The organism is Paenarthrobacter sp. UW852 (genome assembly GCF_024608385.1).
Classification (GTDB): Bacteria; Actinomycetota; Actinomycetes; order Actinomycetales; family Micrococcaceae; genus Arthrobacter.
Genome location: NZ_JAMSGY010000010.1, coordinates 60,822 through 83,297 on the forward strand (window position 1 = coordinate 60,822; position 22,476 = coordinate 83,297).

Annotated in this window: 19 protein-coding genes; 7 read left to right on the plus strand and 12 right to left on the minus strand. The window is 64.5% G+C overall.

Annotation, left to right across the window (positions count from 1 at the left end; translation table 11 throughout):
- Positions 1–63 precede the first annotated feature (63 nt).
- The 3 genes from NEK97_RS16655 to NEK97_RS16665 form a co-directional block, all read right to left on the minus strand.
- The gene (locus NEK97_RS16655) at positions 64–1,416 is read right to left on the minus strand and encodes an ABC transporter substrate-binding protein (protein ID WP_235517376.1); all 1,353 of its coding nucleotides are present in this window, start codon (positions 1,414–1,416) and stop codon (positions 64–66) included.
- A 156-nt stretch (positions 1,417–1,572) separates the two neighbouring features.
- A complete protein-coding gene (locus NEK97_RS16660) occupies positions 1,573–2,496 on the minus strand; it encodes a carbohydrate ABC transporter permease (protein ID WP_235517377.1) in 924 nt (307 codons plus the stop codon).
- Entirely contained in the window at positions 2,489–3,433 is a 945-nt protein-coding gene (locus NEK97_RS16665) for a carbohydrate ABC transporter permease (protein WP_211713445.1), read from the minus strand. The genes NEK97_RS16660 and NEK97_RS16665 overlap by 8 nt, the downstream gene beginning before the upstream one ends.
- Positions 3,434–3,802: 369 nt before the next feature.
- Between NEK97_RS16665 and NEK97_RS16670 the strand changes: the two genes are divergently transcribed.
- Genes NEK97_RS16670 through NEK97_RS16680 form a run of 3 tightly spaced genes read left to right on the plus strand, consistent with a single transcriptional unit; the run spans position 3,803 to position 7,440 of the window.
- Positions 3,803–4,267 carry a hypothetical protein gene (locus tag NEK97_RS16670; RefSeq protein WP_257370902.1) on the plus strand — a complete coding sequence of 155 codons (465 nt, stop codon included), beginning with the start codon at positions 3,803–3,805 and terminating at the stop codon, positions 4,265–4,267.
- 18 nt (positions 4,268–4,285) lie between these two features.
- Complete coding sequence (locus NEK97_RS16675) at positions 4,286–6,334, plus strand: DUF6807 family protein (protein ID WP_257370903.1); 2,049 nt, start codon at positions 4,286–4,288, stop codon at positions 6,332–6,334.
- Complete coding sequence (locus tag NEK97_RS16680; protein WP_257370904.1) at positions 6,331–7,440, plus strand: Xaa-Pro peptidase family protein; 1,110 nt, start codon at positions 6,331–6,333, stop codon at positions 7,438–7,440. Before NEK97_RS16675 ends, NEK97_RS16680 begins: the two co-directional genes overlap by 4 nt.
- 83 nt (positions 7,441–7,523) lie before the next feature.
- Here the strand turns inward: NEK97_RS16680 and NEK97_RS16685 are convergent, their stop codons facing one another.
- From NEK97_RS16685 to NEK97_RS16705, 5 genes are read right to left on the minus strand one after another with little or no spacing between them, the layout of a single operon-like run.
- Positions 7,524–8,978 (minus strand): aldehyde dehydrogenase (NADP(+)), encoded by a 1,455-nt coding sequence (locus tag NEK97_RS16685; protein WP_257370905.1) that lies wholly within the window; start codon positions 8,976–8,978, stop codon positions 7,524–7,526.
- Complete coding sequence (locus NEK97_RS16690; RefSeq protein ID WP_257370906.1) at positions 8,959–10,095, minus strand: mandelate racemase/muconate lactonizing enzyme family protein; 1,137 nt, start codon at positions 10,093–10,095, stop codon at positions 8,959–8,961. Before NEK97_RS16690 ends, NEK97_RS16685 begins: the two co-directional genes overlap by 20 nt.
- Positions 10,095–11,000 (minus strand): 5-dehydro-4-deoxyglucarate dehydratase, encoded by a 906-nt coding sequence (locus NEK97_RS16695; protein WP_235517384.1) that lies wholly within the window; start codon positions 10,998–11,000, stop codon positions 10,095–10,097. The genes NEK97_RS16690 and NEK97_RS16695 overlap by 1 nt, the downstream gene beginning before the upstream one ends.
- The gene (locus tag NEK97_RS16700; protein ID WP_257370907.1) at positions 10,997–11,995 is read right to left on the minus strand and encodes an NAD(P)-dependent oxidoreductase; all 999 of its coding nucleotides are present in this window, start codon (positions 11,993–11,995) and stop codon (positions 10,997–10,999) included. The genes NEK97_RS16695 and NEK97_RS16700 overlap by 4 nt, the downstream gene beginning before the upstream one ends.
- Before the next feature lie 30 nt (positions 11,996–12,025).
- On the minus strand, positions 12,026–13,438 hold the full coding sequence (locus NEK97_RS16705) for a Gfo/Idh/MocA family protein (RefSeq protein WP_257370908.1): 1,413 nt from the start codon (positions 13,436–13,438) through the stop codon (positions 12,026–12,028).
- A gap of 179 nt (positions 13,439–13,617) precedes the next feature.
- Between NEK97_RS16705 and NEK97_RS16710 the strand changes: the two genes are divergently transcribed.
- Positions 13,618–14,649 carry a LacI family DNA-binding transcriptional regulator gene (locus NEK97_RS16710; RefSeq protein WP_257370909.1) on the plus strand — a complete coding sequence of 344 codons (1,032 nt, stop codon included), beginning with the start codon at positions 13,618–13,620 and terminating at the stop codon, positions 14,647–14,649.
- 67 nt (positions 14,650–14,716) lie between these two features.
- On the opposite strand, the gene NEK97_RS16715 is transcribed toward NEK97_RS16710, so the two are convergent.
- Positions 14,717–15,415: a FadR/GntR family transcriptional regulator gene (locus NEK97_RS16715; protein WP_257370910.1), complete on the minus strand. Its 699-nt coding sequence runs from the start codon at positions 15,413–15,415 to the stop codon at positions 14,717–14,719.
- A 78-nt stretch (positions 15,416–15,493) separates the two neighbouring features.
- On the opposite strand from NEK97_RS16715, the gene NEK97_RS16720 reads away from it, so the two are divergent.
- The gene (locus NEK97_RS16720; RefSeq protein ID WP_306673122.1) at positions 15,494–16,825 is read left to right on the plus strand and encodes an alpha-hydroxy acid oxidase; all 1,332 of its coding nucleotides are present in this window, start codon (positions 15,494–15,496) and stop codon (positions 16,823–16,825) included.
- Positions 16,826–16,845: 20 nt separating this feature from the next.
- Here NEK97_RS16720 and gdhA read toward each other — a convergent pair whose 3' ends face one another.
- The 3 genes from gdhA to NEK97_RS16735 form a co-directional block, all read right to left on the minus strand.
- Positions 16,846–18,183: an NADP-specific glutamate dehydrogenase gene (gdhA, locus tag NEK97_RS16725; RefSeq protein WP_257370911.1), complete on the minus strand. Its 1,338-nt coding sequence runs from the start codon at positions 18,181–18,183 to the stop codon at positions 16,846–16,848.
- 207 nt (positions 18,184–18,390) lie between these two features.
- Positions 18,391–18,924 (minus strand): helix-turn-helix transcriptional regulator, encoded by a 534-nt coding sequence (locus tag NEK97_RS16730; RefSeq protein ID WP_257370912.1) that lies wholly within the window; start codon positions 18,922–18,924, stop codon positions 18,391–18,393.
- A 106-nt stretch (positions 18,925–19,030) separates the two neighbouring features.
- The gene (locus tag NEK97_RS16735) at positions 19,031–20,257 is read right to left on the minus strand and encodes an acetoin utilization protein AcuC (RefSeq protein ID WP_257370914.1); all 1,227 of its coding nucleotides are present in this window, start codon (positions 20,255–20,257) and stop codon (positions 19,031–19,033) included.
- Positions 20,258–20,360: 103 nt separating this feature from the next.
- Here NEK97_RS16735 and NEK97_RS16740 point away from each other — a divergent pair, with 103 nt between their 5' ends.
- The gene (locus NEK97_RS16740) at positions 20,361–21,794 is read left to right on the plus strand and encodes a TrkH family potassium uptake protein (RefSeq protein WP_257370915.1); all 1,434 of its coding nucleotides are present in this window, start codon (positions 20,361–20,363) and stop codon (positions 21,792–21,794) included.
- A 40-nt stretch (positions 21,795–21,834) separates the two neighbouring features.
- Positions 21,835–22,473 (plus strand): TrkA family potassium uptake protein, encoded by a 639-nt coding sequence (locus NEK97_RS16745; protein ID WP_011775951.1) that lies wholly within the window; start codon positions 21,835–21,837, stop codon positions 22,471–22,473.
- The last annotated feature ends 3 nt before the right edge of the window (positions 22,474–22,476 follow it).

Here is a 22,476-nt window from a genome sequence, read left to right on the forward strand (position 1 = left end):
GTTAAACGAAGCGCCCCGGGCGGATCACGAATGATCGCCCGGGGCGGTTCCCGCGGATAAGGACTAGCTGATGGCGGACTTCATTTCGTCCACGGCTTTCTTGCCCGCTTCGTCGGTGGAGAGCCTGTTGAACAGGACTTCGGAGGTGTAGCGCTTCACGATTTCCTGGATGGCGCCGGCACCCTTCGGCGGTGCGGCCGGAGCATCCCCGAGTTCGCCCTTGATCTGGTCGATGAAGGTCACTACCTTGACATCGGCCTTGGCGAGCTTGGGCGCAATGGCATCACGCACATCAGAGTTCGGGTAGACGCCGCGGTCCGCGAGGAGGGCTTCGCCGGCCTTGACGTTGTTGGTCAGGAAGTCGATGAACTTCGCTGTTTCTTCAGGGTGCTTGGTGCGGGAGGAAGCGGACCAGAACTGGGAGGCCTTGTACCAGAGCTTGGCGTCGGCAGCCTTGCCGGTCTTGGACGGGAAGCGCAGGATCTGCAGCTCACCGCCGGCAGCCTTTTCGAGGGCCGGAAGCTGGTTGGACCACCAGAAGGCGAGACCGTTCTTGCCGGTTGCGAGCCCACTCTGGTCCAGCGGCGCAGCTTCGGCTTCAACTACCTCCGAGGCGGACGGGACCGCCTTCTTCTCGCTGAGTTCCTTCAGGAAGCTCCACCACTGGGCAATATCGGAGGGTTCGAAGCCCAGTTTGCCGTCATCGGTGTAGAGGGACTTGCCGTTCTGCCGGAGCCATACTCCAAGGGAAGCCTCATCGGTTCCATACGCCGCGGCCCCATAGGTGCCCTTGGGCGACTTGGCGGTGACCTCGGCCGAGATCCGCTCGAAGTCTTCCCAGGTCCAGGTTTTGTCATCGGGCAGTGCCACGCCTGCTGCCTTGAAGACGGCGGGATTGGCCAGGATGGTCGCAGCGTTGATGCCTGCCGCGATACCGGTCAGGCCCTTCTCGCTCTTACCCGCATCCAAGGCCGCCGCGTCCAGCTTGGATGTATCAATCTTGTACTTGGAGAGGTCCAGCAGTGCGCCACGAGTGGAGTACTCGGTAATGTACTTCTCGTCCATCTGGATGATGTCCGGGGCGTCATTGGCGGCAACCTGGGTGGCCAGCTTGTCCCAGTAGCCGCTCCAGTCTCCATACTCGGGCTTGATCTTGATGTTGGGGTTTTCGGCTTCGAAGGCCGCGATGGCTGCCTGGGTTACCTGGGCCCGCTTGTCGCCGCCCCACCAGGCGAAGCGAAGCTCCACTTTTCCGTCGGCGCTCTTGGCTTCCGAGCCGCCACCGCAGGCGGTGAGCGCCAGGACCGCGGCGGCCGTTGCCGCGACGAGGGCCGAGGCGCGGAGCCTGCGCTTGGTTCGGCGGGGGGCCCCTGTTGTTGCGAGGGCGACTGCTTCACCCTTGGGTTGTGCGGGCACTGTTGTCTCCGATCTTCATTGATCCTGATGCGATATGGGAAAGCGTTTTCTTAGTTGTGTTTATGATACGAGTCACATTCTTGTATTACAAGATAACGACTTGTATTAGTTGCTGGGTATTACGACGGCGCACCGGCCGGGCCGTCGACGGCCGGCCTACTTGATACCGGTGGTGGCGATGCCCTTGATGAGGAACCGCTGGCCGAACAGGAACACCAGGAACACCGGGAACAACGACACGATGGACATGGCGAAGAGTGATCCCCAGCTGGTTGCGGACTGCGAATCAACGAAGGCGCGCAGTGCAACGGGGACTGTGAACATGTCCGGGTCCGTCAGGTAGATCAGGGCTCCGAAGAAGTCGTTCCACGTCCAGATGAACGTGAAGATGGTGGTGGTGGCCAAGGCCGGCACCATCAGGGGCAGGATCACGCGGAGGAAGATCCGCGGGTGTCCAGCGCCGTCGATGCGGGCCGCCTCGTCAAGCTCCTTTGGAATGCCGCGGATGAACTGGACCATGAGGAACACGAAGAACGCATCGGTGGCCAGGAGCTTGGGAACAATGAGGGGCCAGAAGGTGTTCACCCAGCCGATCTGCGAGAACAGGATGTACTGGGGCACGATCACCACGTGGAACGGAAGCATGATGGTCAGCAGCATGATGCCGAAGAACAGCTTCTTGCCGGTGAACTGCAGGCGGGCGAAGGCGTAGGCGGCCATGGAACAGGACACCAGGTTGCCTACGATCGAGCCCAGCACCACAATCGCCGAGTTGATCATGTAGTGACCGAACGGGTGGGTCAGGGCCGACCAGCCGTCGGTGTAATTTGTCATGTCGAGGCTGTTCAGCCAGAGGCCCGGTTCGCGGAAGATCAGGTCATTGGGCCGCAGGGAAGAAACCACCATCCACAGGAGCGGGTAGATCATCACCAGGCCCACCACGATCAGGATGGCGTGCTTGACCAACCCTTTGACGCGGGCACTACGGCTGAAGGCCAGGTTTCCGGGAGATTCACGGCGGCGCGGAGCCTTGCCCGGCTCGGTGGTTTTTGCTGCGGGAAGGCTCTGGAGTTTAGTCATCGTAGAACACCCAATACTTTGAAGCGATGAAGTTGATGGCGGTGAAGACGCCGATGATGACCAGCAGGACCCAGGCCATCGCTGAGGCGTAACCCATATCGAACTGGCCAAAGCCCTTCTGGTACAGGTACAGCGTGAAGAACATGGTGGAGTCGGACGGTCCGCCGTTGCCGCCGGAGACGATGAATGCCTGCGTGAACGACTGGAACGAACCGATGATCTGGAGCACCAGGTTGAAGAAGATGATGGGGCTCAGCAACGGGAGGGTGATCCGCCAGAACCGCTGGAGGGTGGTGGCGCCGTCAACTTCCGCGGCTTCGTAGTACATGTTGGGGATCTGGCGCAGGCCTGCCAGGAAGATGATCATCGGAGCGCCGAACGTCCATACATGCAGGAGGATGATCGAGCCAAGAGCTGTGCTGGGATCCGAAATCCAGCCGGGTCCTTCGATGCCCACCATGGCCAGGACCTGGTTAACCAGGCCCGTGGTGCCGAAGATCTGCTTCCAGAGGATGGCAACGGCGACGGAACCACCAAGGAGGGACGGCAAGTAGAAGATGGAGCGGTAGAACGGCAGGCCGCGAAGACCCTTGTCCAGGACCAGCGCGATCAGCAGGGCCACTGCCAACTGCAGGGGAACACCCACCAGTACATAGGTGAAGGTGACCCGCAATGAGTTGTGGAGGCGGGCGTCTCCGAACATCCGGACGAAGTTGTCCAGGCCCACCCATTCCGGAGGCTGCAGGAGGTTGTAGTCCGTGAAGGACAGGTACAACGACATCAGCATGGGGCCCACTGTGATGGCAACCAAGCCAACGAGCCAAGGAAGAAGGAAGATGTAGGCCGCTTTGTTGTCGCGGCCGTTGGCCTTCTTCTCTTCCTTGGTCATGGGGCCCTTGCGGCGGGTCATCGTTGAGAGTTCACCAATGGCACTCATGGATTCCCCCTCTCCGGACCGCGAACGCCCTGCGGCGTCCCCGTGTGTACTACAGCGGCCATGTGGTCTCCTTTGGTCATCGTGGCCATCCACGGAGTTCGAGTCTGTTGATGCTTGCCTTCCGGGATGCCGTCGATCTTCCGGCACTCCCCTGAGTTACCGGGATTGGCTCCCGATGTTCAGCGGCTCCGTACCAAAGTAAACGTTTTCTTGACCCATGTACAGCCTTTTGCTAATTTTTGAGAAAGCGTTTTCTTACGAAGCCGCCAGCATCGATTTCCCACGCTGAAGAAGCCCGGCGTGCGCCTCCGCACACCCTCCCGCATCGATAAGGCAGGACACCATTGTCAACCAACCCCAGCGCCTGCCATGACCCCCGCTGACATGGCCGGAACTGCTTTTCGTCCGAGTGCGCTGGCCGGGTATGAGGACTGGCCAGGCTACGCGCCACACTTTCACCGGGCCGGGTCGGCCACCGCCCAGGAACTCAGCGACGTGCTTGGCATACCGGCTGTCGTCCCGGACCTTGGATACACGATCCACGCCGGCATCAAGTCGTATGGCGCCGAACGGCTCGTGAAGCTTCCTGCCGGGGTCGAAGACCACGACGCCGATAGTCCTTTCCCGGGTGGCTTCGGTCCCGTGCCGCCAGCGGTAAGAGGCCAGCAGTCGCTCTGGCGGGAGGCCGACGTCGAACCTTCCGCGGCGGCGCTCTACGGCGCCGCGGCCGCCGCTCACGAGGAAACCGTGACGAAAGCTGCGACGCTGCTGGGCAGCAGCTTTCCTCACCGAGGCCCTGCGGTTATCGGCCACCAAAACAACCCACGAACCTGACCCCGCTAGGACAGCATCATGACGCAACAATTGGCCACCACAACAGCGGAGGGCCCAACACGACTCCCCCGCGTCGCACTGGTGGGTGTGCACGGCTTCGGCGAACGGCACCTGGAGAACCTGGATCGGCTGAGTGCTGCAGGTGCCTTGGAGCTGGTGGCAGTCGCCGATCCGAACCCACCGGCCAAGGACACACTCGAACCGGGAGTGGATATCCACGCCTCGCTCGACGAACTCCTGGCCGCCGGAGCGGCCCCCGACGTCGTCATTATCTCCACGCCCATCCAGACCCACGCGCCGTTGGCCATTGCTGCACTCAACGCCGGAGCCAACGTGTACCTCGAAAAACCGCCGGTGGCCTCCATGGTGCAGTACCGGGAAGTCATGGCGGCGGCCGCGAGCGCCGGCCGCCTGGTCCAGGTAGGGTTCCAGAGCCTGGGTTCGGACGCCCTCCCCGCGATCGAAGCACTGGTGGGGTCCGGTGCCATCGGAGAGGTGCGAGGCATCAGCGCCACGGGCTTGTGGCTCCGGACCAAGGCTTATTTCAAACGGTCCCGGTGGGCCGGCAAGCGCAGCCTGAACGGTACGGACGTGGTGGACGGAGTGGCCACCAACGCCTTGGCGCACGCAGTGGCCACCGGGTTGTGGCTGGCCGGGGCAAGGACCGTGGCGGATATCGAATCCGTGGACACCGATCTTTACCGTGCCAACGCCACCCAGAGTGACGACACCTCCGTGGTGCGGGTACGCACCACCCACGGCACGGTATTGACGTGTGCACTGACGTTGTGCGCGCCGGAGCAGTCCGCACCGTCGGTCACCGTGTACGGCACCGAGGGCCAGCTGACCCTCTTCTACACGGAGGATCGGTTGGAGATCACCACGCCTGGGGGTGTCCGGACTGAGACGTTTGGGCGGAAGGATCTCCTGGAGAACCTGCTTGCCGCACGCACCCACGAGGACCTGCTCAGCCCTCTCGGTGGGGTTGGCGCCTACGTGTCAGTGCTCGAAGCCATCCGGACAGCGGATTCGCCCCGAGCGATCCACCCCGACTTCATCACGTGGGACGGCAACGGCGACGATGCCCACCCCGTGGTGCACGGCATCGAGTCCCTGATCCGTCGCGCTGCCTTGGGGCATGCCACCTTCGCCGAGCTCGGAGCGCCGTGGACTGCAGCAGGTGGTCCGGCGTTGGAGATCGACGGCGCTCCCGTCGCTACCATCCAGGACGGGACCCGCATCCGGCCGACCTCGTCCCCCCGCCCCTACCTGCACCCTGTGCGGACCCTTGCCGGCACTGTAGTCACCGACCACATCCCGGAAGACCACGTGTGGCACCTTGGCGCAGGTGTTGCCCTCCAGGACGTGGATGGCGTCAACTTCTGGGGCGGCCGGACCTACACCCGCGACGCCGGCGCGTACGTCTGGCGCAAGGACCATGGCCGCATCGTCACCGAATCCGCGGAGCACAGTAACGGGCAGCGGCGCGAACAGCTGGGCTGGATAGGGCCCGACGGCACCCGGCTGCTCCGCGAACAGCGCGAGTGGCGCTGGGCCGCCGTCGGGAATTCAACGTGGAAGCTAACGCTCGACTTCACGCTTGAGTCAGCCACCGGTCATCCGGTCCTCCTGGGCAGCCCCGGTTCCAACGGGCGGCCGCAGGGCGGTTACGGCGGCTTCTTTTGGCGCTTGCCCAAAGTCAGCGACGCGACCATCTGGACTCCGGACGCCCGCGGCGAGGACGCCGTGCACGGCAGCGTGGCGTCGTGGTTGGCGTGGTCGGGAACGTTCGACGCCGGAACCTCCGGCGCCGCGCACGTCACCGGAGACCCCGGTTTGGGCCACCCGGCAACACTCGTCTTCCTTGCCTCACCACAGGCGCCGGACCCATGGTTCGTGCGGCATTCGGGCTATCCCGGAGTCGGATTGTCGTTGGCCTGGGATGCCCCGGTGCCCACCGAACCCGGGAACCCTGTCCACAGGACCGTCACGGTGCTCATCACGGACGGCTTCCTGGCAACACAAGACATTGAACAGCTCATCACTACCTTGGGGGAATCGGCATGACCACGCCAATACAGTCCACAACGCCCACCACAGCACTTACCGCCCCCGGCAACGTAGCCGACCGCGCAGTGAAACGCCGTCGCGTGCTGGACATCCTGGACGCCGCGGGCCGGGACTCGCTCCTGCTCACCACCAACACCGCGCTCACCTGGTACCTGGACGGCAGCCGGATGCACATCAGCCTCGCCGGCGATCCCATTGCCGCCCTCCTGGTGGACCGCTCCGGCGACCACCTGGTGACATTCAACAATGAGGCCGGGCGGATCGCCGGTGAGGAATTGCCGGAAGGGGTTAGCCTGTCCACCGTTCCGTGGTACGGCCAACTGCATGCCGCGGCCGCGGGACTGGCCATCGACGGGAACCCGTTGGTGGAAGCTGCCGTGACCACCGAACTGCGGGCGGCCCGCCAGCAGCTCTTGCCAGCCGAGTCCGCCCGCTACGCTGCACTATCGGCGGATGCTGCGGCTGCCATGACCGAGGTCCTCACAGCAGCAACCCCCCAAACCACCGAATTCCAGCTGGTCTCGGCGCTTGCCGCCAGGATCGTCGCGGCTGGGGCCGAGCCCTTGGTCCTGCTCTGCAACGGTGCCGGCCGGAGCGACTTCCGCCACCCCTTGGCAACACACTCTCCCATCGGCAGGCGCGCCATGGCGGTGGTGTGCGCACGCCGGAACGGTTTGGTTGCCAACGTCACCCGTTGGGTAGCGTTCGACGCCGGCTCAGCGCAGGAGCTCGACGCCGAGGCCCGCATCGCGGCCGTTGAGGCCGACATCTTCCGGGCCACAGTCCCCGGGGCACAGCTCAACGAGGTCTTCGCCGAGATCAAGACTGCCTACGCGCGGCACGGCTTTGGCGACGATCAGTGGACCCTCCACCACCAGGGTGGGCCCGCCGGTTATGCGGGCCGCGATCCCCGGGTCACCGGAGACGTAACGGACACCATCGTGCTCAACCAACCTTTCACGTGGAACCCTTCGGGACCCGGGGTCAAGATCGAGGACACGGTGCTGCTCACGGATTCCGGCCTGCGCGTCCTGACCGTTGACGACCGTTGGCCGACCGCGGAAGTTGACGGCCGTCGTCGTCCGCTGACGTTGCGTCCCTAAGCCCTGTTGCGTCCGTAAGCCCTGCAGGGCCCATACGAAAAGGGCGGGTCACCATCACGGTGACCCGCCCCTTCTGCGTGTGCCTAGCCAACCAGGGTGAGCACACCGTCCACGCGACGCGGGATACCAAGCGGGTTGGCGTCGTGCAGGGCTGGGTGCAGCACGCTCTCAGGCGCATCCTGGTAGGCCACCGGGCGCTGGAAACGGCGCACAGCGGTGGCACCCACTGAGGTGAACAACGACGTCGTGGCCGGGTACGGGCCACCGTGCTGTTGTGCCCAGTTCACGGTGACACCGGTGGGCCAGCCATCGTACAGGACCCGGCCGGCCAGGGTGCTGAGCTGCTCTACCAAGCCGGAGACATCCTCGCCGGGCTCGGCGTGCACCGTGCCGGTGAGGCTCCCCGGCACCTTCGCGAGGGCTGCCGACAGCTCCTCTTGGTTCGCATATTCGATGAGCAGGGTGGTGGGGCCGAAGCACTCTTCCAGCAGTTCATCCGGGCGTTCCAGTACATTGGCGGCACTGGTAGAGAACACCACGGGCGCGGCACCGTCGGCCAGGCTGTCCTGCTGGACCGTGCCACTGACGACGGCGACACCCGGTTGGTCCGCGACGCTGCGCAGCCCGTCCGGGTAAGCCTCAGCGATGCGCTCGGTAAGCATGGCAGCCGTGGGCTTGTCCTTGCTCGCCTCGCCCAGTTGTGACGCGAAATCGGTGCCTGCAGGGATAAAGACCAGTCCGGGCTTGGTGCAGAACTGGCCCGCGCCCATGGTGAAGGAACCAGCCAAGCCCGCAGCGAGCTGCTGGCCACGCTCGGCCAGGGCATCCGCGGTGATGACCACCGGGTTCAGGCTGCCCAGCTCACCGTAGAACGGGATGGGTTCCGGGCGGGACGTGGCGAGGTCGAACAGTGCCCGGCCACCGGGAATGGAGCCGGTGAATCCCACCGCTTTGATGGCCGGGTCCTGGACGAGGGCTGTTCCGGCCTCGCGGCCACTGACCAGTGCGAAGATGCCGTCCGGGGCCCCGGCCTTGGCCAGGGCTTCCGTGACGATCTCCGCGGTCCGCTCGCTCAGGCGCAAGTGACCTGAGTGGGCCTTGACGATCACCGGGCAGCCGACGGCCAATGCGGACGCGGTGTCGCCTCCCGCCACGGAGAAGGCGAACGGAAAGTTCGACGCCGAGAACACCGCCACCGGTCCGATCGGACGCAGGATGCGGCGAAGGTCGGGCTTGGGCGGGGTGGCCGTCGGGTCGGCGTGATCGATGACGGCCTCAAGGTAGGAGCCCTCGGTGATCACTGTGGCGAACAACCTGAGCTGTCCACTGGTCCTCGCTACCTCGCCGGTGAGCCGGACGGTGCCCAGGCTCGTCTCGGAATCTGCGATGGCCACCAGCTCGGTGACGTTGGCGTCCAAAGCGTCGGCGACGGCGGTCAGCCAGGCCGCGCGTTCGGCGTCACTTGCCGTTGAGGTCACCTTGAACGCTGCGGTTGCGGCGTCCGTGATGGCGGTCAGGTCAAGAGTTGCTGTACTCAATGCGGTTTCCTTTGCTTTCAGGGGCTGGCACTTTTAGGTGCTGCGAATGCTGCCCGGCGAAGTCGAAGCCGAGCCCGATGCGGCCGGCACTGCTGAGCCTGCTGTTGTGGAGACGTACCGGGGAGGGCCCGGCGAGGATCCCGAGTTGACCGAACGAGGCGTCCTCCACGTCCTCCACGCTCACGGCTTCGGCCAGGGTGAGGGCAAGCTGTCCGGAAAGCTCCGGGAGCAGGTGCGGCGCCACCCTGATGCTGTTGGCCCTGGCCAGTTCGACAATCCTGCGGAACGGTGTAATGCCACCCACCCGGACAATGTTGGGCTGGATGATGTCTACCGCTTCGGCTTCGATGAAATCGCGGAACCGGTAGATGGTGTGGACGTTCTCGCCCAGGGCAATGGGCACCGGGGAGTGCTTGCGCAGGCGGCGGTAGGCCCAAAGGTCGTCGGCGCGGATCGGTTCTTCCAGCCATTCCAGTCCGTACTCCCCCAAAACATCCAAGGCACGGAAGGTATGGGCCAGGTCCCAACGCTGGTTGGCGTCAATCATGAGCAACCGGTCCGGGCCAATGACCTTCCGAACGGCGGCGACGCGCTCAGCGTCTTCCCTCAGTTCGGGTTTGCCCACCTTGATCTTCACCGCGTTGTGCCCGGCGGCAACCCAGCGGTGCGCTTGCTCCACGAGTTGCTCCACTGTGTAGTGCAGGTTCACGCCGGAGCCATACACCTCCACGGATTCCCGGCGCTGGCCCAGGAGACCGGTGACAGAGGTCCCTGCCTGCCGCGCTTTCAGGTCCCACAGGGCCAGGTCCACACCGGCCATGGCGATGGTGGTCAGGCCTCCCCCGCCGGCTTCGTGCAGCCGCTTCCACAGCTGATCCCAGACAATGTCCGCGTTCGCTTCCAAACCAACAATGAACGGTGCGATGTCGTGGTCCAGGAGGGCCTTGACCGCCTGGGGACCGATGGTAGGTGTCCACGAGAAACCATGGCCCGTGCCGCCGTCGTCCGTAGTCAGTTCGGTGACGATCACGTGGTTCTCTGGCGCCTCTGCACCCCAGCTGCGCAGCAGCGGGACCGTGATCAGCCGGGTGGCCAGGCCCGTGATGCGGGCCGCCATCAGCTGCCGGCCAGCTCGTGGCCCTTGGCCAGGATGGACTTGAGCTCCAGGAGCTGTTCCTCGGAGGGGTCAACCAGCGGCGGGCGGACGGGGCCGACCGGCAATCCGGCAAGGCGAAGTCCGGCCTTGATGAGGGAGACGCCGAAGCCCGGAGTCTGGTCACGGAGACGGACCAGCGGCGCATAGAAGCCCTCGAGCAACGCGTGGCGTCGTTCTTCGTCACCGGAAACGTAGGCGTCGTAATAGGCCTTGGCGATCTCCGGTGCCATGGCGAAAGCGGCCGAAGAGTACAGGGGAATGCCGAGACCCCGGTAGGCGCCCTGGGTAAGTTCGGCCGTCAGCAGGCCGTTGAAGAGTGCGAAGTCCTTGCGTCCGCTCGCGTTGATGGCCGAGACGATTTCCTGGGCCAAGCCGACGTCGCCGATTCCGTCCTTGAAGCCAACCACCTTCGGGTTGGCGGTCAGGCGGGTGATGGCTTCGGCAGTGAATTTGGCGGTGCCGCGGTGGTACACGATCACCGGAAGGCTGCTCGCGGCGGCGATGGCTTCGACGTACGCCACCACGCCATCGGTGGGGCCGGTGACCAGGTACGGCGGGAGCACCAGGAGCGCGTCCGCGCCGGCTTCCTCGGCCACCTTCGCGGCGGCGATGGCGTGGCCCAGCGGACCACCGGCACCGGAAACTACCGGCACGGCACCTGCAACGGCCTCGACGGCGGCAGTAACCACTGTGCGGATCTCGTCAAGGGAGAGCGCATGGAATTCGCCGGTGCCGCAGGCTGGGAAAACGCCACCGGGGCCGAAAGGAAGGCGGGAGGTGATGTGCTCCTTCAGCAAGGCCACGTCTACGGTGCCGTCTTCAGCGAAGGGAGTGACGGGGAAGAACAGTACGCCGTCGAAGTTCATGGTGTCTCCTTGGTTGCTCCCGCCGGGACCAGGCCGGCGTGGATCTCGTCATTGAGTGCTGCTTGTTCGGATGCTGCGGTGTCCGGGCCCTCGTAGGGCGGAGTGAGTTCGGTCCGCCACGTGCGCTTGGGCTCCCAGCCGAGGAGTTCGCGGGCCTTGTCGATCGAGAACGCCGGGCTGGTCCCGGTAAGGTCTTCGGTCAACGGCCCGCTGCCGGGGAGGAAGCGTGGGAAGAGCTCTGCGAGGGGCGCGGTGGCCAACGCATCCTTCGCGCCAACAAAGAACACCTCGCCGTTCGGGATCGAGTCCATCTTGTCCAGAAGCACGTCCAGGAAGTCGGCCACGTCCCGGGCATCCACGTAGTTGAACTGTGCGGGCGCCGAGAGGGCGGGATTGTCCAGGCGTTCGCGGACCGTGTGCCCCTGCTGCGTCAGGGCACCTTCCCACTCTTCGGGGGAAATCACATAGCACGGACGGAAGGCCGCATACCTGATCTTCTCGCCCTGGGCGGCCGCAAACATCTGTACGGTTTGTTCGGCGATCAGCTTGGACAGCGCATAGGCGTTCCATGGCTTGGGCGGCGTCTGCTCGTCCAAAGGGAACGACGGCGGCAGCCATCCGGCCGGTGAGCCGTAGCCCAGGGCGGTGGGGCTGGACGCCGTCACGATCTTCGGGACGCCTGCGTCGGTGGCTGCGCTGATGACCGCGTACGCGAGCCGGGTGTTGGTGCTGAAGATGACGTCCTCGGGTGCGCTGAAAGGTACGGCGATAGCAGCGAGGTGGATCACGGCGTCGGGCGCTGTTTCGCGGATGAGGCGTTCCGCCTCCCCCGGCGCCAGCAAGTCTGCGGTGTATTGCTCAGCGCCAGCCGGCAGATGCTCCGCCGGGACGGCGTCCCGGTCAACTGAGATCACCGTGTGGCCGGCCCCGGCGAGGCCGGCCACAACGCTGCGGCCAAGCCGGCCGGAGCCGCCGGTGATGAAAATCCTGCTCATTCTGTGTTCCTTGCGTGGGTAGTGAACCGGTCAGCCCTGGCTACGGCTGAGGTCGGCGCCGAGGCCAAGTTCGCTGATGCGGACGGGAAGGTCGGTCTCAAGGGACTGGTTGCCGGCGATGCCCACCGACACGGAGCGGAGTCCGTCGATGTAGCCGGACGGGCGGCCCAGCGGGTCAATGCCGGGGCCGTTGAAGAGGTCGGAGAGCAGGAGGTTGTCGCCGCCGCCGTGGCCCCCTTCGCCGTTGATGATCGGGACTTCGTAGGCCGCTTCCCAGTGCCGCTGGACCACCAGGCGTTCGCCGTTGCGGCGCACAGCGTCCTCTTCCTCGATCGGTGTGGCGCTCGGGTCCACCACGGTCTTCTTGTCGGTACTGGATTCGACGGCGGCGCGTTCCACCACCTCAAGCTCAGCCCGGCCCTCGGTGCCGTTGACGGTGACGCGGTAGCCTTCCCACGGGCTGTGGGCGTTCAGCGAGTAGCTCAGCGTGGGTCCACCCTGGTAGTCCACCACCAGCGCGAGGTTGTCCTCAATGGTGATTCCTTCGGTGAAGACGTCCTGGTCGCGGAGGTAGCCGTCGAACTTCTCGTTGTCGTAATACAAAGCCTTCAGGCGCTCGTCCTCGCGCATGTCCAGGCGGAAGGGATCGTGCTCAAGGCCATCAACGGTGCCGCGCTCCGGACGGGCTCCCAAGCCACGCTCTGCTGCGTTCTTGTCGCCGTAAAAGCGCAGGCCACCGGAGGCAAAAACGCGCTCCGGAACATCGTTGATCCACCAGTTGACCAGGTCAAAGTGGTGCGAAGCCTTGTGGATGAGCAGGCCGCCGGAGTTCTTCTTTTCTCGGTGCCAGCGGCGGAAGTAGTCAGCGCCGTGCACGGTGTCCAGGACCCAGCTGAAGTCGATGGAGGTGACTTTGCCGATGACCCCGTTCTGGATGACTTCTTTCAGCGCACTGTTGCGCGGCGAGTAGCGGTAGTTGAACGTGACTACCACGTTGCGGCCGGTCTTGGCCACGGCCTCGGTAATACGGCGGCAACCCTCGACGTCGATGGTCAGGGGCTTTTCAACCACGACGTCGGCGCCCGCCTCGAGTGCCTCCACAATGTAGTCCGCGTGGGTGTAGTCGGGCGTGGTGACGATGACGCGCTCGATGCCGTTGGCTTGGATGAAGCTGGTGAGCTGTCCGGGCTCGAAGGAAGCCACGGGCTCTGTGCCGCCGAGCTCCTTGATGAGGTCCTGGTAGAACTGCACGCGGCCCTGGTTGACGTCGGATAGGGCAATAAGTTCAGCGACGTCCGCGTGCTGCCCGTAGATGGCCCGGATGTACATCTCGGAGCGGCCTCCGGTGCCGATGAGGGCAATCCGGGTTCGCTGGGGGCTTTCGTCCTGGACTGTAGTTGCGCCAGGTGCGGTCTGGGTCTCGGCTGAGTCGACGTTGACCATGTGGATGCCCCTTTCAAAGAGCAGGAGTGAACCGCTTGACGGCCCGGCTTCGTATGGGAAGAATCATGAGAAAGCGTTTTCTCAGAGCGTTATAAGCTTTGTATCAAGACTCTGGTGGTCACGTCAACCATTGCTCCAACGACGGAGCAAACGGGAGGCGGCCAATGGGAAGGGGCCACATGGCACGCAGGAACACCAACAGGCGCGTCGGGATCGCCGACGTCGCGGAGAAGGCGGGCGTCTCGCACGCCACCGTGTCACGCGTCATGAACGGTAACGCTGCCGTGGACCCTGGAATCGCCGCGCGCGTCCGGGCCGCCGCGGCCGAACTGAAGTACCAACCAAACCCGGTAGGCCGCAGCCTTGCGCTGGGCAAGACAGACACCATCGGCATTGTGGTTCCGGACCTGGCCAACCCCACATTCCAGGCCATCCTTCGCGGGCTCAGCATCGCAGCCGCGCAGGACGGGTATCGCGTCCTCATCGCCGACTCCTCCGAAGTCACCAGCGAGGAAGCGATCCTTGCCGGCGAGGCTCGGCGGCGCTGCGACGGCGTGGTCCTCTGCGCACCCCGAATGTCGGATGCCGAACTTGAGGAACTCGCTCCCACCCTGCATCCGCTGGTACTCATCAACCGAACCACCGTGGCCACCAATACGCCCAGTTTGAGCGTGGACTACGGCCAAGGGATCCAGGAATTGGCCCAGCATTTGGTCTCCCTGGGCCACCAACGCCTGGCGTTCCTCTCCGGCCCCGAGCACAGCGCCTCAAACCGCCAACGCCTGGCAGGGCTTGACCAGTTCCGCACCGGGCACCCGGACATAGAACTGCAAATGCTCGACGGCGGCTCCAACTTCGATTCCGGCCACGAATCCACCGAAGCCATCATCGCCAGCGGTGCCACGGGAATTTTGGCCTTTAACGACCTCGTTGCCATGGGGCTGCTCAGCGGCCTCCACGAACGCGGAGTGCGCGTGCCCGAAGACATCTCCGTGACCGGCTTCGATGACATCCCGTTCGCGAAATACACCACTCCCCCACTGACCACGGCAGCGGTGCCCATCAACGAGCTCGGAAGCCTGGCTTGGCGGCGCATGCGCGAACAGATCCAACAAGCCGGGGAGGCTGCCACCCAGGCGCAGGATGAGTTCTCGCCCAGGATGGAGATCCGCAAGAGTACCGCGGCGCCCGCCCTCAAGCCCGCCTCTTAAAGCAACGCGGGGTCACTTACGGCCGATCCTGAGGGTCATCATGGGCCCTAAGTGACCCCGCGTTGCTCTAGATCCGGGGGACTCCCGCGCCCACTCCGGCCTCCGTGTAGAAGCCCTGGATGTGGGCCGCCACAAGCTGGGCCGCCTTGCCGCCGTCGTTGTTGTTCACGGCGTTCAGGATGGCGCGATGTTCGGCGCGAAGCCTGGTGGAAGTCGCGTTCCAGTCGGGCAGGTTTTCCGTCAAAGTGCTTGCGTAGTTCTCGATTGCGCCCCTCAGCGAGGCCATCATGGCGCTGACCACCGAGTTGCCCGCAGCCTGGGCTAGCGCCACGTGGAACCGGGCGTCGAGTGCAAGGAACGTGTCGATGTCCGAGGCCTCATCCATTTGGTCCAGCAGCGCGGCAGCTTCCTCCAAAGCGGGAACGCCGACCTGGGCCCGTTCGGCCGCCCAGGATTCCAGCAGCACGCGGGTCTCCACGATGTCGGCCACCGGAAGGTGGCGGGTGGCCACATGCAGCCGGAGGGTTGAGCCCAGGGCGGACCCCGGCTCCGCGATCACCACCGTCCCGGCATCCTTGCCCGAACCCACGCCAGCGCGGACCACCCCCATTGCCTCAAGGATCCTCACGGCCTCCCGCACGGAGGTCCGCGAAACCTGGAGCTGCTCGGCCATGGCACGCTCGCCCGGGAGCCGGCCTCCGAGGGTGAGGTCTCCGTCAGACAGCTGCTTCTCGATCCACTGCAGGACCAACTCGTGCGTACGCATATCCGAAATACTAGTTGATGTGGTCCAACCACATGGATTACAGTGTGGTTAGACCACAGACTTTCAAGGGAGAACCTCATGACCGAGACACTGGATCCCAAGCTCACGGCCGCCCCCGCCAACGCCGGCAGCGACGAAAACGTGACCCGACCACCCCAGCCGCGGCCCGCCGTAGTGCAGCCCCCTGCCCTCAAGCGCCGCATACCCAAGGTCTCAGACCTGGCGCCGCTGATGCAGTTCAAGAAGCCGGAGTTCAGCAAAACCGCACGCCTCAAGCGCGCCAGCACCATCTGGGAGCTGCGTGACATTGCCAAGCGCCGCACCCCTCAAGCACCGTTCGACTACACCGATGGCGCAGCCGAAGAAGAAATCACCCTGCGCCGGGCCCGCCAAGCCTTCCAGGACATCGAGTTCCGCCCGGGCATCCTGCGCGATGTATCGAGGATCGATCTACGCACCGACATCCTGGGCAAGGAATCGCGGCTCCCGTTCGGCATCGCACCCACCGGCTTTACCCGCATGATGCAGTCCGAAGGCGAATACGCCGGCTCACAGGCAGCCGAAGCCGCAGGCATTCCCTACACCCTGTCCACCATGGGGACAGCGTCCATCGAAGACGTCGCCACTGCCGCGCCGAACGGCCGCAACTGGTTCCAGTTGTACCTGTGGACGGACCGCGACCGCTCGCTGGAACTCATTGAGCGGGCCGCGAAGGCCGGCAACGACACCCTCATGGTCACCGTGGACACCGCAGTAGCCGGAGCCCGCCTGCGCGATGTCCGCAACGGCATGACCATTCCGCCGGCATTGACCCTCAAGACCGTTCTTGACGCGTCCTACCGTCCGGCCTGGTGGTTCAACTTCCTCACGCACGAGCCCCTGACGTTTGCCTCGCTCTCCCGCTACACGGGCACGGTGGCGGACCTGATCAACTCCATGTTTGACCCCACCCTCACCTACGAGGACCTCGACTGGCTGCGCGAAACCTGGAAGGGCAAGCTGGTGGTCAAGGGCATCCAGACGGTCGAAGACGCCCGCCGCGTGGTTGACCATGGCGCCGACGGCATCATCCTGTCCAACCATGGCGGCCGCCAACTGGACCGCGCCCCGATCCCCTTCCACCTGCTGCCCGAGGTGACATCGGCGCTGAAGGCCGACAACAGCCAGGCCGCGGTCATCCTGGACACGGGCATCATGAGTGGCGCAGACATCGTGGCAGCCCTGGCGTTGGGCGCGGACTTCGCCCTGATTGGCCGCGCCTACCTCTACGGCCTCATGGCCGGGGGCCGCGAAGGCGTGGACCGCACCATCCAGATCCTCGAAAAGGACATGACCCGCACCATGGCACTACTGGGCGTCAGCAAGGTGGCCGACCTGAACCCGGACCACGTCCGCCTGCTGCAGCGCTAGCCGCACCCAACCAGGGGGCGCTAGATCAGGCCCTGCGCCAGCATCGCGTCGGCTACCTTGACGAAGCCGCCGATGTTGGCGCCCACCACGTAGTTTCCGGGCGCACCATATTCGTCGGCCGTTGCCGCGCAACGGTCGTGGATGCCCACCATAATCTCGGTCAGGCGCTGTTCAGTGTGCTCAAAGGACCACGAGTCGCGGCTGGCGTTCTGCTGCATTTCCAGTGCAGAGGTGGCCACGCCACCGGCGTTGGCAGCCTTACCCGGGCCGAAGAGGATCCCGGCCTCCTGGAAGACCGACACGGCCGAGCGGGTGGAGGGCATGTTGGCGCCTTCAGCCACCGCGATGAGTCCGTTGCTGACCAGCTTGGCGGCAGCATCGCCGTCGAGCTCGTTCTGCGTGGCACATGGCAGCGCAACGGTGCCGGTGACATCCCACACGGAACCACCGACCACGTGGTTGGAGCCGGGGCGGCGGGCGGCGTAATCGGTCAGGCGGCCTCGCTCGACTTCCTTGACCTGGCTCAACAGCGCGACGTCGATCCCGGCTTCGTCCACGATGTAACCGGCGGAGTCGGAACAGGCCACCACAGTGGCACCGAGGGATTGTGCCTTGGCGATCGCGTGGATGGCCACATTGCCCGAACCGGAGACCACAACGCGCTGGCCATCGAAGGACTGTCCCCGGGTCTTGAGCATCTCCTGGGCGAAGATCACAGTGCCGTAGCCGGTGGCTTCGGGCCGGACCAGGGAGCCACCCCAGGAGATGCCCTTGCCCGTGAGCACGCCGGACTCGTACCGGTTGGTGATGCGCTTGTACTGCCCGAAGAGGTAGCCGATTTCCCTGCCGCCCACACCAATATCGCCGGCGGGAACGTCGGTGTATTCACCGATGTGGCGGTACAACTCGGTCATGAAGGACTGGCAGAAGCGCATGATTTCAGCATCGGAACGCCCACGGGGATCGAAATCCGAGCCGCCCTTGCCTCCGCCGATCGGCATGCCGGTGAGCGCGTTCTTGAAGATCTGCTCGAAACCGAGGAACTTGACGATTCCCAGGTACACGGACGGATGGAAGCGGAGGCCGCCCTTGTAGGGACCCAGCGCGGAGTTGAACTCGACCCGGAAGCCACGGTTCACGTGCACGCGGCCGGCATCGTCGGTCCACGGAACGCGGAAGATGATCTGGCGTTCAGGCTCACACAGCCGCTCCAGGACAGCGCCCTCAAGGAACTCAGGGTGACGGTCGTGCACAGGACCGAGGCTTTCAAAGACCTCAATGACGGCCTGGTGGAATTCCTTCTCCCCCGGGTTCCGCGCCAACACGGTGTCCCGGACAGCCTCGAGCCTTGAATCCATGCGTCTTCCTATCCTCAGTACGCCGGCCAGCGGCGGGACGATCAGTCCCGCCCATGGTTGCACCCGAGGAGGTGGGATCTCCATCCGGGCCGTATATGACCCTCAGGGAGGAGTTAACACAACTGTAGAAAATCGTTGAAAACACAAGGAAACCGGAAGTGAACATAGGCTCACAATGTGAGCGGAATCACTTTGGCGTGAGTCCTATTACCGCTTGCGACCGAATTTGGGCAGGTTGGGGAGGTTCGGGAGATTGGCGAGGAGGTCGGCGGCTTTCGTCGCAGCCCGCCCGACAGTACGGCCAATCTGCTGGGGAACAGTGTCGTCGGACGTCAGGTCCAAGGAAACCGGAGTCGCACTGGCATGGACTTTTACGGCCTGGCCGACTGCGTCCGTACGGGTAGGGGCCTCTTCAGGGGCGGCGTCCGGCGCAGCGGCGGCCACCTCGGTGGAAGGCGCGACGGCGGCCGGAGCCGCGGGTCCGACGTCGAACGTTTCCAGCCAACTCACCACACCGGCGAGCGGCTTGGGATTCAGGGCGTAAAACCGCTTCTGGCCCTGGGCGCGCATGCTGACGAGGTCCGCCTCGCGGAGCACTTTCAAATGCTTGGAGATAGTGGGCTGGCTTGCAGCCAGTTCTTCCACCAGTTCGCCTACAGCTTTATCCCCAGAGCGGAGGGAGACCAGGATGTCGCGCCTGGTTGCCTCAGCTATGACGGCAAATACGTCGTCAGTCACCATGCCTCCCACACTAGCGACATATACGCCAAAAGGCATCCCTATGTCGTTGTGATGCGGCCTGCAAAACGCGTTGCCGCGCGGACGCTGCGCGCTGCCCCGCAGGGGATCAATCGAACCAGGGGTCCAGTCCGTACAACGGGAAAATTTCCTTGCGGGTGGCGATGACCGTCCGGTCAACATCATCGGCCGGGTCGTAGCCGACCTCCCACGAGCGCCACCACACGTCGACGTCGTCGCCCATCTTCTCCGGCGCCCAGACTCCATACGTTTCCTTCACGTATGTGCGCCATGCTTCGGGGACGGGCGTGCTCAGCGGGACCGGCCGTTGGGTCACCATGCCGATCAGGTGGCTCCACGCCCTCGGCACCACACCCGTAACGTCGTAGCCGCCTCCACCTGTGGCGATCCAGCGGTTGTCGCAGTAGCGGGCGGCGAGGCTCCCGACGGCGGACGCGGCCTCGCGCTGTCCGTCGACGCTGAGGGTCAGGTGCGTCAGGGGGTCGTCCCGGTGCGAATCGCAGCCGTGCTGGCTCACGATCACTTCGGGTTTGAAAGCCCCCACCAATTGGGGCACCACCGCGTGGAAAGCCCGCAACCAGGCAGCGTCACCGGTGAACGTGGGAAGGGCAACATTGACTGCCGTTCCGGGTGCCTCCGGGCCGCCGGTCTCGTTGGCGAATCCTGTCCCGGGGAAAAGTGTCAGGCCGGTTTCGTGGAGCGAGATGGTCATGACCCGGGGGTCGTTCCAGAAGATGCTCTGCGTCCCGTCGCCGTGATGCGCATCCACGTCGATGCTGACGATCCGCTGCACACCGCCGTCGAGCAGTCTTTGGATAGCCATGGCGACGTCGTTGTAGACACAGAATCCGCTGGCCCGCTCCCGGGCCGCATGGTGCATGCCGCCGCTGAAGTTCACGGCCCGAACGGCGCGACCGGACAGGATGGTGTCCGCCGCCAGCAGGGAACCGCCGGCGAGGCGCGCGCTGGCTTCATGCATACCGGCAAAGGCGGGATCATCCTCCGTGCCAAGGCCTCGGCTCTCCTCGGGGCGGGTGGGATCCGCGGAGACGCGGCGCACAGCCTCCACATACTCGCGGCTGTGAACACTGTAAAGCTCGACGTCGGTGGCCACCGCGGGTGCCTCGACGGCCACGTGCTGGTGGTCGAATAGCCCCAGGGAACCCGCCAGCCGCGCCGTCAGCTCGAGCCGCTGCGGCGCCATGGGATGGCCGGGGCCGAAGTTGTAGGCGGTCATGGCTGGGTCCCACACCACCGTCGTTGGCAGTGCGGAGCGCGTAATGCTGGAAGCAGTTGTTCCAAGCCCGGAGTTCATCCAGAACAGGCTACCTGAGGCTGGCGGGGCCCAACGCCCGGTTACGCCGCAGGAATAGTGGTTTACTACTCAGGAAAGCTTGTTTCAACCGAGGAAGAGCGCCATGTCTCAAAGCCAGTCGCGGTCCACCAGCCCGACCAACTGGCAACCCAACCAGCCGGAGCGGGAAGGTCTGTGGATCTTCACCCGGGTGCGCGACTTCATCGACAACATTGCCAACACCTCACCGGCCCGACTGGCGCTGACCGTGTTCGCGGTGGTGATCCTGGTCTTCACGGGTTTGCTGTCCCTGCCCGCCGCTTCGACCAGCGGTTCCGTCACACCCTTGCACCAAGCCATGTTCACCGCGGTCTCCAGCGTTTGCGTCACCGGGCTGACCGTGGTTTCCACCGCAGCCCACTGGACGTTCTTTGGGCAGCTGGTCATCCTGGTTGGCATCTTCGTTGGTGGCTTGGGCACCCTCACCCTCGCCTCGCTCCTGGCCCTGATGGTCAGCAAGCGGCTGGGCGTCCGCGGGAAACTCATAGCCCAGGAAGCCATGAACAACGCGGGCCGCCTCGGTGAAGTGGGTACCCTCCTCCGGATCGTCATTGTGACGTCCGTGGTCATTGAGGGAGCCCTGGCGTTGGCCTTGATCCCGCGCTTCATCATGCTCGGCGAAGATTTCTGGCAGGCCGTCTGGCACGGCGTCTTCTATTCGATTTCTTCCTTCAACAACGCTGGTTTCACGCCACACTCCGACGGCATCGTTCCCTACGAGACCGACCTCTGGATCCTCATCCCCCTCATGCTGGGCGTTTTCCTTGGCAGTCTGGGCTTCCCCGTGGTGATGGTTTTGCAGCAGAACGGGCTCAACTGGAAGAAGTGGAACCTCCACACCAAGCTGACCATCCAGGTCTCCTTCATCCTGCTGGCGGCCGGGACAGTTCTCTGGGGCCTCATGGAGTGGGACAACGTGCGGACCATCGCCAACATGAACCTCGGCGACAAGATCACCCATTCGCTGTTTGCCTCCGTCATGACCCGTTCGGGCGGCTTCAACCTGGTGGACCAAAACCACATGGAATCCACCACCATGCTCCTCACCGATGCCCTCATGTTCGCAGGCGGCGGCTCGGCTTCCACCGCAGGCGGCATCAAGGTGACCACCATTGCGGTCATGTTCCTCGCCATCATGGCCGAAGCCCGCGGTGACGCCGACGTGAAGGTCTATGGCCGCACCATTCCCCAAGGAACCATGCGCGTGGCCATCTCCGTGATCGTCGCTGGCGCCACCCTGGTATCCGTGGCAGCATTTTTGTTGCTCTCCATCAGCGGAGCCTCGCTGGACAGGGTACTCTTCGAATCCATCTCAGCCTTTGCCACCGTGGGACTGAGCACCAACCTCAGCGCCGAGCTGCCGCCGTCGGGCGTTTACGTCCTCACAGTGCTGATGTTCGCCGGACGCGTCGGCACCGTTACCCTTGCCGCCGGGCTGGCCTTGCGCCAGCGCAGCCAGTTGTTCCACTACCCGGAAGAGAGGCCAATCATTGGCTAGTACCACTGGGGCCGCCAACCGCCCCGCCCACAACGCCCCAGTGCTGGTCATCGGCCTGGGCCGGTTCGGCTCAGCAACCGCCGAGCAACTGGTCAAGCAGGGCCGCGAAGTCCTGGCGATCGAGCGCGACAGGACCCTCGTCCAGAAATGGGCACCGGTCCTGACACACGTGGTCGAAGCCGACGCCACCAACATCGACGCCCTGCGCCAACTCGGCGCACAAGAGTTCAGCTCTGCCGTGGTGGGTGTAGGCACGTCCATTGAATCCTCGGTGCTGATCACCGTGAACCTGGTGGACCTGGGCATCCAGCACCTGTGGGTCAAGGCCATCACGCCCTCGCACGGCAAGATCCTGACCCGGATCGGCGCCAACCACGTGATCTACCCCGAAGCCGACGCCGGAGTACGCGCCGCCCACCTGGTGTCCGGCCGCATGCTGGACTTCATCGAGTTCGACGACGACTACGCGATCGTCAAGATGTACCCGCCCAAGGAAACAGTGGGCTTCACCTTGGAGGAATCCAAGGTCCGCTCCAAGTACGGCGTGACCATTGTGGGCGTCAAAACCCCGGGCGAAGACTTTACCTATGCCCGGCCGGAAACCAAAGTGTCCGGCCACGACATGTTGATCGTGTCCGGACACGTGGACCTGCTGGAGCGCTTCGCCGCGCGTCCCTAGGAA